Origin of the sequence: Paenibacillus sp. BK033 (assembly GCF_004345425.1) — a bacterium.
Lineage (GTDB): Bacteria > Bacillota > Bacilli > Paenibacillales > Paenibacillaceae > Pristimantibacillus.
Genome location: NZ_SLVP01000002.1, coordinates 329554 through 348386, shown reverse-complemented (window position 1 = coordinate 348386; position 18833 = coordinate 329554). Strand labels below are relative to the sequence as shown.

Annotated in this window: 12 protein-coding genes and 1 pseudogene; all 13 read left to right on the top strand. The window is 51.7% G+C overall.

What is annotated here, in order from left to right; all coding sequences use genetic code 11:
* Positions 1-10 precede the first annotated feature (10 nt).
* Positions 11-1372 carry a GntP family permease gene (locus EV294_RS08725; protein ID WP_132305879.1) on the top strand — a complete coding sequence of 454 codons (1362 nt, stop codon included), beginning with the start codon at positions 11-13 and terminating at the stop codon, positions 1370-1372.
* Positions 1373-1422: 50 nt separating this feature from the next.
* Positions 1423-2961 (top strand): gluconokinase, encoded by a 1539-nt coding sequence (gene gntK / locus EV294_RS08720; protein ID WP_132305877.1) that lies wholly within the window; start codon positions 1423-1425, stop codon positions 2959-2961.
* A 327-nt stretch (positions 2962-3288) separates the two neighbouring features.
* A pseudogene (locus EV294_RS08715) lies at positions 3289-6945 on the top strand (Ig-like domain-containing protein); the annotation flags it as partial.
* A gap of 12 nt (positions 6946-6957) precedes the next feature.
* Positions 6958-7917, top strand: a complete 960-nt coding sequence (locus EV294_RS31085) for a chitinase N-terminal domain-containing protein (protein ID WP_481856068.1) — start codon at positions 6958-6960, stop codon at positions 7915-7917.
* 150 nt (positions 7918-8067) lie between these two features.
* Complete coding sequence (locus EV294_RS08710; RefSeq protein ID WP_132305873.1) at positions 8068-9228, top strand: MalY/PatB family protein; 1161 nt, start codon at positions 8068-8070, stop codon at positions 9226-9228.
* A gap of 303 nt (positions 9229-9531) precedes the next feature.
* Entirely contained in the window at positions 9532-10989 is a 1458-nt protein-coding gene (locus tag EV294_RS08705; protein WP_132305871.1) for an ABC transporter substrate-binding protein, read from the top strand.
* The gene (locus EV294_RS08700) at positions 10986-11891 is read left to right on the top strand and encodes a carbohydrate ABC transporter permease (protein WP_132305869.1); all 906 of its coding nucleotides are present in this window, start codon (positions 10986-10988) and stop codon (positions 11889-11891) included. Before EV294_RS08705 ends, EV294_RS08700 begins: the two co-directional genes overlap by 4 nt.
* Positions 11888-12721 (top strand): carbohydrate ABC transporter permease, encoded by an 834-nt coding sequence (locus tag EV294_RS08695; protein WP_132305867.1) that lies wholly within the window; start codon positions 11888-11890, stop codon positions 12719-12721. The genes EV294_RS08700 and EV294_RS08695 overlap by 4 nt, the downstream gene beginning before the upstream one ends.
* A 105-nt stretch (positions 12722-12826) precedes the next feature.
* Positions 12827-13837 (top strand): LacI family DNA-binding transcriptional regulator, encoded by a 1011-nt coding sequence (locus EV294_RS08690; protein ID WP_132305865.1) that lies wholly within the window; start codon positions 12827-12829, stop codon positions 13835-13837.
* Positions 13838-13900: 63 nt separating this feature from the next.
* Positions 13901-14938, top strand: a complete 1038-nt coding sequence (locus EV294_RS08685) for a zinc-dependent alcohol dehydrogenase family protein (RefSeq protein ID WP_132305863.1) — start codon at positions 13901-13903, stop codon at positions 14936-14938.
* Positions 14935-15975 carry a Gfo/Idh/MocA family protein gene (locus tag EV294_RS08680; RefSeq protein ID WP_132305861.1) on the top strand — a complete coding sequence of 347 codons (1041 nt, stop codon included), beginning with the start codon at positions 14935-14937 and terminating at the stop codon, positions 15973-15975. Before EV294_RS08685 ends, EV294_RS08680 begins: the two co-directional genes overlap by 4 nt.
* Before the next feature lie 22 nt (positions 15976-15997).
* Positions 15998-16780 (top strand): HAD family hydrolase, encoded by a 783-nt coding sequence (locus EV294_RS08675; protein WP_132305859.1) that lies wholly within the window; start codon positions 15998-16000, stop codon positions 16778-16780.
* A 42-nt stretch (positions 16781-16822) separates the two neighbouring features.
* Positions 16823-18793 (top strand): glycoside hydrolase family 127 protein, encoded by a 1971-nt coding sequence (locus EV294_RS08670; RefSeq protein ID WP_165930623.1) that lies wholly within the window; start codon positions 16823-16825, stop codon positions 18791-18793.
* Positions 18794-18833 lie beyond the last annotated feature (40 nt).

Below are 18833 nucleotides of genomic sequence, written 5' to 3'. Positions count from 1 at the left end.
GAACTACACCATGTTGCTATTTATCGTACTTGCGGCCATTGTTGTGCTGCTTTTGCTCATAACCGTTGCCAAGCTGAACCCGTTTGTCGCGCTTATTATCACGGCGATCGTGACGGGGCTTGCGGCTGGAATGCCCCTCGTGGCTACCGGGGATCAGACCGGCATTATCGATTCCATTAAGACAGGGATGGGGAATACGCTAGGCTTCCTGGCGATTGTGCTGGCACTTGGCACGATGCTCGGAAAAATGATGGCCGAATCCGGTGGCGCCGAGCGGATCGCACGGACCTTGATCGGATTGTTTGGAGAGAAGAGAGTCCATTGGGCGATGATGTTTGTTGCGTTTATCGTAGGCATTCCGGTCTTTTTCCAGGTCGGCTTCGTCTTGCTTGTACCGCTTATTTTCACCATTGCGAAGCAAACCGGTCTTTCGCTTGTCAAAATCGGCGTACCGCTGGTAGCGGGCTTATCCGTCGTACACGGTCTGGTTCCGCCTCATCCCGCTGCTATGGCGGCAGTTGGCATCTTTAATGCCGATATCGGAAAGACGATTTTGTATTCGATCATCGTTGGTCTTCCGACTGCAATCGTTGCCGGACCGCTGTACGGCAGCTGGATTGGCAAACGGATTCATAAGGAAGTACCGAAGGAAATGGGAGAGCAGCTTGCGGAAACGGACGAGAACCGTGAACTGCCCGGCTTTGCCAATACGCTCATCACGATTCTGATTCCGGTATTCCTGATGCTGATCGCTACGTTCGCGGACGTATTCGTGGAAAGCGGCTCGCTTGCCAAGGATGATACCCTGTTCCTTGCCGCCAAATTTGTTGGCGACCCGGTTGTGGCGCTTCTGATCGCAACGGTGTACTCGTTCTTCAGCTTAGGCTTTGCCCGCGGTATCAGCCGCGAGAAAATCTTGAAGTTCACAAACGACTGCCTTGCGCCTACGGCAACGATTCTGCTGGTTATTGGCGCGGGCGGCGCGTTTAACCGCGTCCTGCTGGATTCCGGCATCGGCGATTACATCGCTGATCTAGCCACCTCCTCGCATGTTTCGCCTATTCTATTGGGGTGGGGCATTGCGGCGATGATCCGGATCGCAACCGGCTCCGCGACCGTCTCGATGATGACGGCTGCGGGTATCGTGGCTCCAATCGCGGCGGCAATGCCGGGAACCAACGTGGAACTGCTTGTACTGGCGACAGGCGCAGGCTCGCTTATTTTGTCCCACGTGAACGACTCCGGCTTCTGGCTGATCAAAGAATATTTCGGCATGACGGTGAAGGAGACGCTCCTGACCTGGACGGCGCTGGAAACGATTATTTCCGTTGTTGCGCTTGTGCTCATTATGGCGCTGAATACGATCGTATAAAGGTTAGAGGTATGGTTCGTTTGGAAAGAGAGAAAGGAGAGTGAGCAGTCATGGCTTCCTCTTACGTAATCGGAACGGATATCGGAACAACAAGCACGAAATCCGTCTTGTTTGACAAGGCTGGACATGTTATCGCGACGCATACGATCGAATACCCGCTGTACTCGCCGAAGCCTGACGTAGCGGAGCAGGATCCGGATGAGATTTTCCGCGCGGTGGTTGGCACGATCAAGCAGGTTGTTTCCAAAGGCGGGGTTGGCGAGAAAGGCGTATTGTGCGTATCGTTCAGCTCCGCGATGCATAGCGTTATAGCGGTTGACGGCGAAGGCCGCCCGCTGACGCGCTGCATCACTTGGGCGGACAATCGCAGCGCGATGTGGACGGAACGGATTAAGAACGAGATGAATGGGCATCAGATTTATTTGCGTACGGGTACGCCACTGCATCCGATGTCTCCGTTGTCCAAGCTGGCATGGCTCCGGAACACGCAGCAGGACCTGTTCGCCCGCACGCGCAAGTTTATTTCCATCAAGGAATATGTGTTCCATCAGCTGTTCAGCCGGTACGTGATTGACTATTCGATTGCGTCGGCGACCGGGCTGTTTAATTTATCCCAGTTGGACTGGGATGCCGAAGCTTTGCGGGTGGCTGGCGTTACGCCGGAGCGGTTATCCGAGCCCGTGCCTACGACCTATGCGGTGGAAGGCCTAAAGGCGGAATGGGCTGCAGAGATGGGGCTGCCGGCTTCAACGCCATTCATCGTGGGGGCAAGCGACGGCGTATTGTCCAACCTTGGCGTGAATGCGATAGAACCGGGTACCGTTGCCGTAACGATCGGGACAAGCGGAGCAATCCGGGCTGTGACGGACCGGCCGGTGACCGATCCGAAGGGGCGGATCTTCTGTTACGCGTTGGCCGAAGATATGTGGGTGATCGGCGGTCCGGTCAACAACGGCGGAATGATATTCCGCTGGCTGAGAGATCAGCTTTGCGCCGCGGAGACCGAAACCGCTAAACGGCTTGGCAAGGATCCGTACGATATTCTGACGGAAATTGCCGCACGCGTGCCGGCTGGAGCGGACGGATTGTTATTCCATCCTTATCTCGCGGGCGAAAGGGCTCCGCTGTGGGATGCCCATGCAAGAGGCTCGTTCTTTGGTCTTGGCCTGCAGCATAAGAAGGAGCATATGATCCGCGCGGTGCTGGAAGGCGTGATTTTTAACCTCTTTACCGTGTATATGGCACTGGAGGAGCTGATTGGCCACCCGACGAAAATCCAGGCAACCGGCGGCTTTGCCCGCTCGGAGCTGTGGCGTCAGATGATGTCCGATATCTTCGAGCAGGAGGTCCATGTGCCGGAAAGCTTCGAAAGCTCATGCCTTGGCGCCGCGATTCTCGGCCTGTACAGTATCGGCGAAGTCGATTCCCTTCATGTCGTGTCGGGCATGATGGGAACCTCCCACAAGCATTTGCCCGAACAAGCCAACGTGGAGCGTTATAAGGAGCTGAGCCGGATCTACGCCCGGATTTCCAGATTGCTTACGTCCGAATACAAGGAAATTGCCGCTTATCAGAAAAAGTGGACTTAGAATACGGGAGAGCCTGCGAGAGCGGGCTCTTTTATTTGTAATCACAACAGATCTTTTAGTGTTTTAAACTATAATTTAGCTAAATTTAATGTTGTGATTTAAACTAAAATTAAGTAAGATAAGGTTGAAGCTCGAAGCATACATGTTTGTTCTTCGCCTGGGCGGAGGATAGGGCTGCTTCAAATAACGGGGGGGTGATGACCGAGATAAATGTAAGCGCTTCATTGAACAGAAGGATATGCGTATTGCTTGGGAGCTTTACTGCTTGGAATGTGCTTATAAGCGAATATTCCTGGGCGATCAGCCCGAAAGAGAGGTAAGGTTATAATGAAGAGAGGCAGCAGAAAATGGCCCCTTGTTTTGTCCGTATTGTTATTGTTTACGGGTATACTCCCCGCAAATCTTGCGTTTGCCGAAGATCGTTCATCGGCCGTTTATCAGGCTTCAATTGGGTATTCCGGTCAACAGGGAAATCAGAATTGGCGTTATCAGTACCGGGCATTTGATTCGGATGATTTTATAGATCTACCTGTTTACTCGAGCAATATTTGGTGGAAATCGGGCTTCAACTGGGATTGGGGAAAGGTTGCGGGCAATGAAATCACGCCGGGCTCGCTGGCGGATACGTCCCGCACCTTTGTTGCTCCGGATTCCGGAACCCTGGTCATTCAGGCTGCCCAGCCCATTACGATAAACCCGGGCACCTACGGCGGTGCCAGGCTGAAAATCATGCTGAACGACACGCAGATCTGGCCGCAAGCCGGTGATTGGGAAGCGATCAACGCGAATCAGACGATCAGCTTTAATGATCTGACGGCAACCGTGGCGAGAGGGGACCGTCTCTATTTTATCGCGAACAGCGGGGCAGATCATTCGAATGGGCAGGATGATATTAAATGGGACCCAATCATAACGTATTCCTCTGTCACCGATTCCGTCTCGCCAACCCAGGTTACGCTGGATCAGCATGAATTGACGTTAAACGTGGATGATGTGACAACGCTTAAGGCGGAGATCGCTCCTGCCGACGTGTCCAATCCAAGGTTGATCTGGTCATCCAGCGACCCGAATGTAGCTACTGTGAAAGACGGTGTCGTGACGGCCGTGTCAAGCGGCAAGGCCGTAATAACCGTGACGACGCAAGACGGCGGATTAACGGATAGCTGCTCGATTACCGCGATCGGATACCCGCTTTACAAGGCATCGGCCGGCTTCTCGGGCCAACAGGGCGCAGATAACTGGCGTTACCAATACCGTCTTTTCGGTTCTTCCGAATTTGAAGATCTACCCGTATTCAGCGGGGGAGGCTGGTGGAAAACAAGCAACAACTGGGATTACGGCAAATTATCGGGCAATCTTGTGACGCCGGGCACGCAGTCCGATACGGCGCGCACCTTTATCGCGCCTGCGACAGGAACCTTGACGATTAAAGCCGCTCAGCCGATTACCATTCATCCGGATACATACGGCGGCGCAAGATTAAAGGTTATGAAGAACGATAGCCAGATTTGGCCGGAGAGCGGAGAATGGGCATCCATTGGCAGCAAGGAAACAATCAACTTCCCGGATGTATCGACGCAAGTTTTGAAGGGAGACCGTATTTATTTCATAGCCAACAGCGGTGCGGATCACGCGAACGGATTTGACGATATTACATGGGACCCAACGCTGAAATACACCGATGTGACAGATACTATCTCCCCTTCGCAAGTCACATTGGACCAGCATGAGCTTACGCCTGGAATCGGCGAATCGATTGAGCTTCACGCCGCCATTTCCCCGGCAAATGCCACGAACACCAATTTGTATTGGAAATCCAGCAATCCGGAAGTTGCAGCTGTCAAGAACGGAATTGTTACGGTGGTCGGCCCAGGTACAGCAACCATAACCGTAACGACAGCCGATGGAGGTTTTATGGATCAAGCCCAAGTCGACGTAGACGGAAATGGCGCCACAACGAGAGTCGAGCTCATTTTTATGCTCGCTCAAGCCTTAAAGCTGTCAGGCTCGCCGTATCAGGGCATTTTCAACGACGTGGCGCAAGGCAATGCTTCCGCCGATTTACTGCAAGGCGCCTACGATAACGGTATCATAGATGAGCATTTGCTTAATAACGGCAGCATCCATCCGCTAGCGCCGTTAACAAGAGAAGAAGCAGCATCGATTCTTATTAACGGATATAACCACACCATGGAACAGAATGCCGTTCTTGGCGATATCGGCAATTTGGAGGATAAAGACGCAATCAGCGAGTGGGCCATCAAATACGTGCAGGCGGACAGCAAGCTTGGCATTGTTCAACCGAACGACCCGTATCCGGCCCAGTTTGATCCGCAGGCAACCTTTACCCGATTCCAGGCCATTGAGATGATTCAAAGATTGCTGCTGTCGATGGACATGCAAGAAATGATCAATAAAGCGATCGCCGAGCATAAAAACAAAGTCGTGATTCCGCCCAATACGTACCGGATCGGTCTTAAAAGCGGCAGCGTGCTTATTCCGATCAGCGGTGCCCACGATCTGGAAATTGTCGCTGACGGCGTAACGGTAATCGGTACGACGTTAACCAGAGCGCTTTCCATTTCAAACAGCTCCAATGTTACGGTCAAAGGGATGACGATTAACTATGATCCGCTTCCTTTTACTCAAGGTCATGTGAAGGCGATAGCCCCCGATCTGTCCTACCTGGATATCGAACTGGACGCAGGCTACCCTCGCAAGCTTTATTCAAGGCTGACCGTGTATGATCCTGCGACCAAATTCCAGAAGCACCGCATAAATCATTTATGGGGAACAAAAGCTTCCTGGAATCCGGACGGTACAATGCGAATTTCGTTACAGGGCGTTGGCTCCAACGTGGATGTAGGCGATCCGGTGACAATGGCCGGCGGCCCCGAAGGAAACGGCATTCCGCATGGCATTACGGTTGGGGGAAGCAGCGGTATTGTGTTTAAGGATGTAACGCTGAATACGGCGCCGGGCTTTGGCTACCTAGAGGCAGGCAGCGAAGGCGGGACGGTGCTTGACGGCTTCAAGCTTATTCCCGGTCCTGCTCCGAAAGGCGCAACAGAGAAGCCATTGCTTACGGCAGTGTGGGATGGCATCCAATTCAAAACGGCTAAAAAAGGTCCAATCGTTGAAAACTCCGTCATTCACAATGCCGGGGACGACTCCTTTAGCATTCAGTCGGGCGACATAGGCGTCGTGAAGGTGGCCGATGATGAGATTACGATTGTGCTCCGCGACGGAAGCCAGGAGCTTGAGGTCGGAGACAGGCTGAAGCGGTTTAATTCTTCGCCGGAAGCAATCGTAACAGCTGTGCAGAAAGTGACGAAGGCTGACGCCGGCATTGACCCTGCTTTACTGCAGAAAATCAATAGTGCCGCCGATTGGACGCCATGGAGATTTACGGAAGAGACGTATTACAAGATCAAACTGGATCGTCCGTCTCCATTCCAGGTAGAGGACTTTATCTTTTCTCCCGACCGGATGGGCAACGGATTCATATTCCGGAATAACGAAGTCTACAGCCCTGGACGCGGAATGCTGCTGAAAGCCGGCGATGGCCTTATCGAGAACAATACGTTCCGCGGAGGCGACAAGGCGATTATGGTATCTCCGGAGGATGTAACGGATTCGCATGCAGGCGCTGCGCAAAATCTGATTATCCGCAATAACAAAATTATCGGCACAGGGTACCATCATTTTATGCCATGGTCCGATCAAGCAGGCGCAATCGGCTTCGCGGCTGGGAATATTACCAGCATGAAAGCCTTTGACAACATTCTGATCGAGAACAACACGTTTGACTCCGTAAATGGCTTGAATCTCAATCTCAGCAGCGTCTCGAACGCGATCGTTAAGGACAACAAGTTCCTGAATACTCACCTCGAGGATCCGGGCAACAATGGCGCGGACAAAGGGATTGATCCTACGTCGGTTATTTTTGTCCGCAATTCGGAGCATGTGACCTTTACCGACAATGTGATTGACCGGATGGGGCCTTATTCGACATTGCCAGTGAATATACAGCAGCCGTCAAGCGATATCGTTGGGGCGGATACGGGGGTTACGGTACTTGATCCTTCGCCGCTTAATAAGCTCAGCGAGTTAATCATGACAGCAAGTAAAACATCGCTGCGGCCGGGCGATACGGCCACTACGAAATTAGAAGCCAAATTAAGCAGCAATGTGCCAGCATCGTTGATTGGCGCCTCCGTCACGTATAATTCCAACAAGGCTTCGGTAGCAACCGTTGATTCAAAAGGCGTCATTACCGCGGTTACCGATGGTAAGGCAGTGATAAAAGTTACGGTAAATCTGAACGGGACGGTAAAATCGAGCGAGCTCACGATCCAAGTAGCTAAGCCTAAATATACAGGCGTTCCCGGTACGCCTGTTCTGTCCAGCGATAACGGATATAGCGGACTGAAGGACGGGAACTATACCGTTTCGATGAATATGTGGTGGGGAAACAACGGCGACGTATTGAAGCTGTACGAGAATGGCATCCTGATTTCCACCCAGACGTTGACGGAAAACTCCCCGTCCGCTCAAGTCGCGAATGTTAAAGTGAATGGCAAAGCGAACGGAACCTACACGTATACGGCCGAGCTAATCAATACCTTCGGATCAACCGTCAGCCAGCCGCTTGTTGTAGATGTAACGGATGCTGCGCCAGGCAAACCGGTGCTTTCCCATGATAATTGGGATGGAGACGGCAATTTCACGTTAACGTTTAACATGTGGTGGGGCACCAATGCAACGGAATACAAGCTGTACGAAAACGATAAGCTGATTGAGTCGAAGCCGTTAACCGCGGCTACCCCAAACGCGCAAAGCGCCTCTATCAAGCTCTCTGGTAAATCGATTGGCGAATATGATTACAGGATCGAGCTAATCAATGCGGGAGGAGTTACTTCAAGCGATAAATTGCTGGTTCGCGTAACCAAGTAAAAAGAAAATTACGACGCAGCATCACTTCATCGTGGTGCTGCTTTTTTGCTTGCCATACGCGTGTTGACGTTCCCTTATGGGCATTGCTGGCGGGAGTTGTGCTATTATAGGTTAGGCAGAAGTTTGCGAACAGAAAAGGTGGCATGCAAGATGAAGTATGATTTTGGCGAAGTGGTTAACCGGAAAAATACGAACAGCTTCAAGTGGGATTCGGCAAAGGATAAAGAAGATATCGTACCGATGTGGGTTGCGGATATGGACTTCAAGGCTGCCGATCCAATCCTTCGGGCATTGGAGAGCAAGCTGCGGCATGGGGTATTTGGTTATGCCCATTTACCTGAGGCTTATTACGGGGCGGAGATCCATTGGTGGCAGAAGAGGCATGACTGCTTGATCGAAAAAGATTGGATCGCTTTTACTCCCGGCGTTATTCCGGCTTTGGCCGCTATTATTCAAGCTTTTTCGAGTCCGGGAGATAAGGTGCTTATTCAAGCCCCGGTGTATAACAGCTTTTACGGCATTATAAAAAGCAACGGCCGCGAGATCGTTGAGAATAACTTGGTTAATACGGGCGAGTCGTATGAAATCGACTTTGAGGATTTCGAGAAGAAGGCATCGGACGAGTCCGTTAAGCTGTTTATTTTGTGCAATCCCCATAACCCGGTAGGAAGAGTGTGGAGCAGGGAGGAGCTGGAGCGTCTAAGCGCCATTTGCCGAAAGCATCGGGTCCTTGTTGTGGCCGATGAAATTCACAGGGATCTCGTGTTTGAAGGTCGGCCTTACGTGCCGTATGCTTCGATTGACGCGAACAACTCCATCACCTGCACCTCTCCGAGCAAAACCTTTAACATTGCCGGATTAAAAATGGCGAACATCATTACCGCTAACATGGATTACAAGGAAAAAGTGAAGCAGGTTATGCTCGCAAGCGGCATTCACGATCCGAACGTATTCGGGATTGAAGCGTTTATCGCTGCTTATACCGAAGGGGAAGAGTGGCTGGATCAGCTCTTGGTCTATCTGAAAGAGAATCGCGATTATTTCCTCTCGTTTGTCCGGGAACGGCTTCCGAATCTCAAGGTTATTGCACCGCAGTCGACGTATTTGATGTGGCTGGATTGCAGAGCTCTAGGGATCGGATCCGAGGAGCTAAGCCGCAAATTATTTGACGAAGCAGGCCTTCGGATTAACGAGGGATCTACTTACGGAAAAGCCGGAGACGGGTTTATTCGCATTAATATCGGCTGTTCGCGCGCGATTTTGACAGAAGGCCTGAACAGACTCGAACATGTAATCAAGACAATTAAATAATTTGTCGGGCAGTGTCATTTGCCGGTTCCAATTTTGGAGCCGGCTTTTTGTATTGGCTATCCTGGAAAATCACTCCAAAATTACGACGGATTATTGTTGAATAATTACTCTGAATTGTCTGATTTCTATAATTGACCATTCCTTAACAATCCTTTTATAATGACGCTGTAACCTACATTAACGATAATGTTAACGAAAATGGAGGTGTGAACAAGCAAAATCAGAGTGCAAACATCATGACTTGCAGCATTGGTTGAAAGAAAGAGAGTGGGGATCTTTAACCAATTCCAGGGAGGTAAGTCGATGAGAAAAACAGTAGGAATGGCATCGGTAACTTTGTTAGCGCTTTCGGTCATGATGGCCGGCTGCGGCAGCAGCAACGGGAATAACGGCAATAGCGGTACGACCGGTAACTCGGAAGTAAAAGAGACCTCCGGCAATACCGCATCAACGTCAAATACTCCGGCCGGTAACGCGGGCGGGGAAGAGCCGGCGAAGCATGATCCGGTGACGCTTAAGTATACGTTCTGGGGAAGCCCAAACGAGAAGAAGGTTCAGGAAGCGGCGATCAAATCCTTTACGGAGAAATATCCGTGGATTAAGGTTAATACTCTCCATATACCGGACTCCTATACGACCAAGCTGACAACGATGGCCTCTTCGAATCAGATGCCCGACATTGGACTTCTGAATGGCGATGTCGCGCTGGAATGGGCCTCGCAGGGCCGAATCTACAACATTATGGATTTCCTTGCGAATGATCCGGATGTCAGCGTAAACGATATTTTGCCTAACACGATGTATTACTGGGAGGAAGGAAAGCTGGCAGGAGTAAACGGAGCGCTGGAAGCTTTCGCTTTGTTCTACAATAAGGAAGCCTTTACGGATGCCGGTTTGCCGCTCCCGCCGACTAAAGCCGATGAAGCGTATACGTGGGAGCAATTTGTGGAAACGGCGCAAAAGCTGACGCTGGACCAAAAAGGCCGGAATGCGCTTGATCCGGATTTCGATCCGAAGTCGATCAAGCAATTCGGGGTAACGATGCCTCTCTGGGCGTACATGAACGGAGTAACGTCAAACGGGGGACAGTTCGTGAACGAGGAGGGTACCGAGTTCAAGCTGGCTGATCCGGAAGCGGCCGAAGCGATTCAGCAATGGGCCGATCTGATTAACAAATACCATGTTGCCCCTTCGCCAACCCAGTCGAAGAACATTCCTTCCGGCGCCAATGCATTATCCTCCCGCAAGGTGGCCATGACGCTTGACGGCCAGTGGAGTCTGGTTGATCTTGGCGCAGCGAAAAAGCTGAACTTCGGAATTGGCGTCACCCCCGTCATGAAGAGCAAAGCTACGATGACCTTAGGAGAGCCGATCGTGATTTTCAAGGATACCAAACACCCGGAAGAAGCCTGGATGCTGTACAAGTGGATGATGAATCCGGAAAATACGCTGGAGCTGCAAACGAGCGGACTGTGGATGCCGGTTCTGAAGAAATGGTATGAGAATGCGGATTTGGTTGCGAAGTGGGCAGCCGGCAATCCGGCTCATCCGGATGGCTACCAGGATGCGGTGATGAGAAACGCCTTTGACAACGGCTTCCCGAATACTTCTTATTACGTGAAGAATTTGTCCAAAATCAACAGCATTATCGATCCGGCTCTCGAGCAGGTCTGGCTCGGCAAGACAACGGCGCAGGAAGCATTAACCAAGATCAAGCCCCAAGTGGAGAAAGAGCTGAAAGGGGTTTATACGGAGCGATGATCACCGGGAGGAAGCTTTGGAATAAAGAGGCCCGGGCCGGCATTCTGTTTGCGTCACCGGTTATTGCCGGTTTTCTGATCTTCGTCCTGGGGCCGATGATTGCCAGCTTTATATTCAGCTTGTCGGAATACAACGTCATCACTCCCTTGAAAATAATCGGCTTCTCCAACTATGCCGACTTGTTCGACGGTACGGATCCGCTATTTTACAAGTCGCTTGGCGTTACGGCCTATTATGTCATCCTGAGCGTGCCTTTGCAGATCTTGCTGGCTTTTATGGTGGCGCTGCTGCTGAATCATCCCATTAAAGGAAAAGCTTTCTTTCGCACCGTCTTTTACATGCCAACGATCGTTCCTGCCGTAGCTTCGTCGATGATCTGGCTGTGGCTCTTTGATCCGGACCTGGGACTGCTCAATCAGCTGCTCAAAGTATTCGGCATTCCCGGACTGCAGTGGATTTATTCCGAAAATCTTGCCGTACCGTCCCTGGTATTGATGAGCTTATGGACGATTGGCGGCACAATGGTTATTTTCCTGGCCGGGCTTCAAGGCATTCCGAAGCATCTGTACGAATCGGTGGAGGTTGACGGCGGCGGCCCGCTGCATAAACTGTTCTCGATTACAATCCCGCTTATGACGCCTACGATTTTCTTTAATCTGATCATGGGATTCATCGGAAGCTTTCAGGTATTCGGGCAGGCCTACATCATGACGCAAGGCGGACCTAACAATGCGACGCTATTCTACTCCTATTATCTGTACCGCGAAGCGTTCGAATTCTCCAGCATGGGCAGCGCTTCGGCAATCGCTTGGGTGATGTTCCTGATCATTCTGGCGTTGACGATGATGGTATTCAAAACATCCGCCCTATGGGTATACAGCGAAAGCGAGGGAAAACGATGATCAGAGGCCGATTGTTATCCCGATCACTCATCTATTTGCTGCTCGCTGCCGGAACCTGTCTCTGCCTGTTTCCTTTCTACTGGCTGCTGCGTAGTTCGTTTATGGATCAGTCGGATATATTTGTTATCCCCCCGATCTGGATTCCCCAAGACTGGTTGATCAGCAACTACCGGGAGGCGCTGACGATTCTGCCGTTTAACCGGTATTTTCTGAACACGTTGATCATAGTTGTGCTGGAGGTATCCGGGGTGGTGCTGTCGAGCTCGATCTGCGCTTATTCGTTTGCCAGACTGCGGTGGCCGGGGAGAAACCTCGTGTTTATGGTCATCCTGACCAGCATGATGCTTCCCGGAGCGGTGACGCTAATCCCTCAATACGTCGGATGGGCGAAGCTAGGGGCGACCAACACGTTTATCCCATTGACGCTTCCGGCATGGTTCGGCGGAGGAGCATTTAACGTATTCCTGCTCAGACAGTTTTTTATGACCATTCCGAAAGAACTGGATGAAGCGGCACTGGTTGACGGAGCGGGGTACTTCCGGATCTACAGCCGGATCATGCTGCCGCTGCTTGTACCTGCTCTTGTCGTAGTCGGATTGTTCTCTTTCCTGAACGGCTGGAACGACTTTATGGGACCGCTCATTTATTTGAGCGACGAGAAGCTGTATACCTTAGCGCTTGGGCTGCAAACCTTCAAAGGCATGTATAATGCGCAGTGGCATTTAATGATGGCGGCAACAACCGTCGTGCTTCTGCCAGCGATGCTGGTCTTTTTCCTCGGGCAGAAATACTTTGTGGAAGGCATCGTCATGACCGGATTAAAAGGTTAATAAGCTGTTCTCCTCTGGATAATTGACTCCAAAAATGGCAAGTGCTAATCTATTTAACAAACAAGAGAGTCTAGCAAACACATACTAGTAGCTGGGGGAGAAAGCATGGAAGGCAGGAAAGTGACACTGAAGGATCTGGCCGTAAAAGCCGGGCTTTCGGTCAACACCATCTCAAGAGCTCTGAAGGACAAAGAGGATATCGCGGCCTCCACCCGGCAGATGATCAAGGATTTAGCCAAGGAAATGGGTTACGTCGGCAACGCGCTTGCCGGTTCGCTCCGGTCGGGTCTGACCCGAACGATTGCGGTTATCGTCAGCGATGTCGCCAACCCGCACTTCGGCATTATGGTGAAGGAAATCGAGAAGTCGGCGCGCAAACATCATTACACGATCTTTGTCATTAACACGGAAGATGATTACGAGATGGAAGAGAGGGCCATCTACACCGCCATCGGTAAAAATGTGGATGCGATCATCATCTGTCCTTCCCAGCGGGGAGCCGATAACATCCGGTTTCTGCAGAAGAACGGCGTGCCGTTCGTGCTGATCGGCCGAAGGTTCAAGGATGAGCCGGAATTCGATTACGTTATTTGCGATGACTGCAAGGGCGGATATCTCGCAACCAAGCATCTCATTGACAGCGGGCATAAAAGAGTGTTGTTCCTGAACGGTCCCATCCGGATTTCCAGTGCGCAGGAGCGGCTTGAAGGGTATAGGCGTGCACATGAGGAAGCGGGCTTGCCCGTGCTTGAGGAGCTGATTATTGAGGTTGGAGCTTCCGCTGGTGATACACGGCAGGTTATGAAGCAGCTTATCGAGCAGCAGACGGCATTTACCGGAATCTTTGCTTTCAATGATGTAATCGCCTGGGAAGCGGCATATGTATTAAGCAAATACAGCTTTAAAGTGCCGGAGGATTATTCGGTCATCGGCTTTGACAACATCCAGTCGCGGATTTTTATCCCGTTCCAGCTGTCCTCGGTCAGCAATTCCAAGGGTAAAATGTCCAAGCGGGCCGTTGATATTGTGTTGCACAAGATCAACCATCCGGATTCGAAGCAAAAGTTTAACGAGATTATTGATACCAAGTTGGTCTTAAGGGATAGCACCAGATAGGATGCGGCCCTTTTTACCTTATAACATGAACGATAATGTGAACGGTTAAGGAGATGGAAGAAGATGAATCAAGTCATCCAAGTGCCACAAACAATGAACATTCCGCTTTTTGTAGGGCAAGGGAAAATCGAATACGGCGAAAAGCCGGTACCCGCACCGGGCAAAGGACAACTGCTGCTGCAGGTAAAAGCGAACGCTCTATGCGGGTCGGACCGCAGCCAGTACTATGAAGGAAGCACGACCGTTCCCGGTCACGAAGCGGCGGGTATTGTCGTTGGTGCCGGTGATGGCGTTACAACGGCAATCGGGACGCCTGGGGTTGTGTTCTTGATGGACTTCTGCGGGGAATGCCGCAGCTGCAAGCTGGGCTTCACGAACCAATGTCTGAATAAGAGAGCGGATTACGGCTTTACTCATGATGGTGGTTATACGCCTTATATCGTTGTTAATGAGAACGTCTTCTTCCCGATTGATCCTTCTATTCCGCTGGCTGACGCAACGATGCTTCTCGATATTATGGGCACAGGCGGACACGCTATTAAGCGCGCAAAGCTGGTTCATCCGGATATTCGGTCCGTTCTTATTGCGGGAGCCGGTCCTATCGGTCTTGGCGTGCTTGCCATGGCGAAGCTGCTGCTTGGCGAAGAAACTCCGGTCTTTATTATGGATTACGTCGATTATCGTCTGGAGCTTGCGGAGAAGATGGGAGCTATTCCGGTGCAGCTGGCGATTCAATCGGTTCAGGAGGTCATCAAGGCTGCCGGTCTTGAAGGCGCGGATATTGCCATTGATACAAGCGGCAAAACCTCCGGCCGCCGTACGTCACTGGAAGCGCTTAACCAGCGCGGCGTGCTGGTCTGCGTCGGTCATGGGCAAGAGCTGAATGTCGGCGTATCGAATGATCTGATTGCCCCTGAACGCGCCGTGCTAGGAAGCGAGTATTTCCAATTTAACGAGCTGGCCGAGAATCATGCCCTTATTCTTAAGCATCTTCCTTACTTGCGGCAGATAATTACGCATCGATACGGCCTGGATCAAATTCAGGAGGCTTACGAGCTCTTCTTCCAAGGAAATACCGGAAAGGTGTTAATCGAACAATGAACAATGCGGATAAAAAGCTGAGGGTAGCGTTAATTGGCACCGGGGGAGCGGTAAGCAGCCGGGGAAGATCGGAAGGCTTCCAATCGGCTGGCAGCTGGGGCTTGCAGCATGCACGGATTTGGGAAGGAAGACCGGATGTGGACTTCTGTGCAATCGTGGGACGCAACGCTGCCCGGACAGAGGAAAAAGCGGCGTTGTTCGGAACCAAAGGGTATACGCGTATTGCCGATATGCTTGAAAAAGAAACGCCGGATTTGGTCAGCATGTGCCTGCCGAATCAGGGCCATTTCGATGCAACATTGGAAGTAATCCGGGCGGGGTTTCCGTTATTGGTCGAAAAGCCGCTGGTATTCAGCCTGAAGGAAGCTGACATTCTGCTTAATGAAGCGGCTAAGCGCAACGTATTTTTCGCGATCAATTTCAACCACCGGTTCGCCAAGCCGGTACAGCTGGCGCATGTTGCCATTCAGGGAGGAAGGCTCGGCGAGCTTTCCTTCGCAACCTGGCGCTTCGGCGGAGAAGGAAGCAGTGATCATCCGCATGCCAATCTCATCGAAACGCAGTGCCATGGCTTTGATATGCTGGAGTATTTATGCGGTCCGATTGAATCGGTTATGGCGGAAATGACGGACATGACGGGCGGCGGCTACCGGACCTTATCGCTTGCTTTGCGCTTCGAGAATGGAGCAGTCGGCAGTCTGGTTGGAAGCTATGATTCTTCTTATGCATATCCGGATACGCACCGCATCGAGATTAACGGCTCGCTTGGCCGCTGCGTTATACAGGATACGGTGAAGAAATATACATTCCACGCCGCAGGCAATGAGGTCGGGGAAAGCTGGGAGGCCGGTTATTTCAACGACGTTGACCGTGATTTTCACCGTACGTTTGATTACCATGTTGATGCATTGCTTCAGGCATTGCGCAACGGCGAAGCGCCTCCGGTTCATGCTTCGGCGGGTTACCGGGCGCTGCTGATTGCGGAAGCCGCAATCCAATCCTATGAGCTTGGACGCAGAGTACGCGTTGAGAAGTAAAAGGCGAAGAGGTGGTTGAACGTTGATTAAGCTCTTTGTATCGGATATTGACGGCACGTTGATGGACAGAAGCAAGCAGATTCGCAAGGAGGATATAGACGCTATACGCTTGGCTTACCGGCAGGGCGTTCATATTTGTCTGGCTTCCGGAAGGATGTATGAGGAGATCAAGGTCGTTATGGAGCTCCTGGACATCCCTTGCTATGCCGTTTGCCAGAACGGGGCAACCATTGTGGACCGGAATGGAACCGTCATTCGGGCCAGCAAGTTCCAGGCTGATCTGGCGCTTGCGGTGCAGCGGATGACAGAACCGGCCGAGCTGGTTACCGTTATTTGCGGCAGCGAGGGCAATTACGTTGCCGAGCAAACGGCGGAGACGGAGCATGTAGGCACGCGCTTCCTGACACCGTTAATCGAGCGCCGCCAAGTCATTGAAGAGATGGCAAACGGAATGCCGGTTACGAAGTTTTCCATCTATGGCGAGGTTCCTCTGCTGGAGCAGATGCTTGAGACTCTGGATCAACGGTTTGCAGACCGGATTAAGGCATCGTTCTCCGACCCTGACGGCATTGATGTCATGCCCGGCGGCGTTGATAAAGGTGCGGCTGTTGAGGCTCTCATGCAATTATTGGATATCCGCAGGGAAGAGACGGCCTGTATTGGCGATTCGTTTAATGATTTGGCGATGTTCCGCATTTGCTCCCGCAGCTTTGCCATGTCTCATGCCCATGGCACTGTTCTGACAACGGCCACCCATCGGGCTGACACCGTTGCTCAAGCTATATATGATTTGATCGCGGTATGACGGATGAATACAATTCCATTCCATGCGAAGGGGTGTCCAAGTTTGACTTTCGAAGCAACCCGGCTTAATAAGAAGACAACAACCTACAAGTATCAGACGGTGAACAATGTGCCCGTTCAAGCCGTCCGCATCCAGGATGCATTCTGGGAGCCCAAATTAAAGGTGCTGCATGAAGTAACCGCCTATGATGTGCTTCACAAATTCGAGAATGACGGAGCTTTGCGAAATTTTGATTTCGTAGCGGAGGGAACCGTCGGATTCCATTCCGGAGAGCCTTGGTTCGATGGACTCGTCTACGAAACCATCCGCGGGATCTCCGATATACTGGCCGTTTCTCCTGATGAGCGTTTGGATGGTAAAGTCGATGGGATTATCGAAAAAATCGTCCGTGCCCAAGAAGCTGGCGGCGACGGTTATATCAACACCTATACGCAGCTTGACCGTCCCGGCCAGCGCTGGGGCGAGAACGGAGGATTCTTAAGATGGCAGCATGATGTTTATAATGCCGGTTGTCTGATCGAAGCAGCTGTTCATCATTATAAAGCCACGGGTAAAACATCCCTGCTCAAAGCAGCGGTCCGGTTCGCCAATCATATGAGCGGCATAATGGGGCCTCCGCCTAAACGGAATATTGTCCCTGCCCACTCGCTGCCGGAGGAGGCGGTTCTGAAGCTGTATCAGCTGGCTCTGGATGAGCCGGAGCTTGGCGCGGCGATGCAGGTTCCTTTCATCGCTTCGGATTATCTTGAACTTGTTACGTTCTGGATTCGCAACCGGGGCAATCATGAAGGCAGATATTCGCATGGCGGGGAGTATGCGCAGGACCATAAACCGGTTCTGGAGCAGGAGGAAGCGGTAGGGCATGCGGTTCGCGCCACGTTGCTGTACACGGGTCTGACCGCTCTTTATTTATGCACGGGAGAGAAGCTTTATTTAGAGACGGCGAGGAAGCTGTGGGATAATATTTCGTACCAGAAATCTCATATTACCGGCGGTGTGGGGGCGGTTCACCATGACGAGAAGTTTGGCGCAAACTATGAATTGCCGGATAACGGCTATTTGGAGACTTGCGCTGGCGTTGGCATGGGCTTCTTCAGCTGGAATCTGTTCCTTGCTACCGGAGAAAGCCGTTATATCGACAAGCTGGAGACGATTATATACAATATCGTATTGGCTGGGCGTTCGATGGACGGTCATAAATACTTTTACGAGAATCCGCTGGTCAGCAAAGGCGGTCATAACCGGTGGGAATGGCATAGCTGCCCTTGTTGTCCGCCGATGATTATGAAGCTTTTGCCGGAGCTTGCTTCGTATATTTACGCCTATGACGGAAAAGGAGCATTCGTCAATCTCTATATTGGAAGCGAAAGCGAGCTGCTAATCGGCGATGTTCCGGTAACGATCAAGCAGCAGACGAATTATCCTTGGTCAGGCGCGGTTGGCATTACGGTTACGCCGGAGAGGAAAGCCCAGTTTGACTTGCGGCTGCGCATTCCGGAATGGTGCGGGCAATATGTTATCCGAGTGAACGATCAGGCAGCCGACTCTGAGCTGGAAAACGGCTATGCCGTCTTGAACCGGGTATGGTCTCCGGGGGATCGGATTCAGCTTGAGCTGGATATGCCTGTTCATTTGGTGGAGGTTCATCCGAATGTAAAGACGCATGCCGATAAAGCGGCCATCCGGCGCGGGCCGGTGTTGTACTGTCTGGAATCGGTAGATAATGAAAAGGCGGAAAACGGCACTATTCTTTATTCCCGCGAAGCGCTGCGAGTTAATCATATGGACCGCAAGCTGCCGCTTCAGCCGGTATTCGAGAAGAAGCATGACGACGGCTTCTTCGATGGTGCCGTTCTTATCCGGACAACAGATGCGGACGGCCGTCCCATTACGGCGGTTCCTTATCCCTACTGGAATAACCGCTCCCGGGGAACAATGGTTCTCTGGCTCAAGCATGAGCATACCGTCCGCCAGGAAGGCTGGGAGAATAAGCTGTACCGCATAATCGAATAGTACGCGGAAGGCGCCTTGCAATTTTTGCATGGCGCCTTCC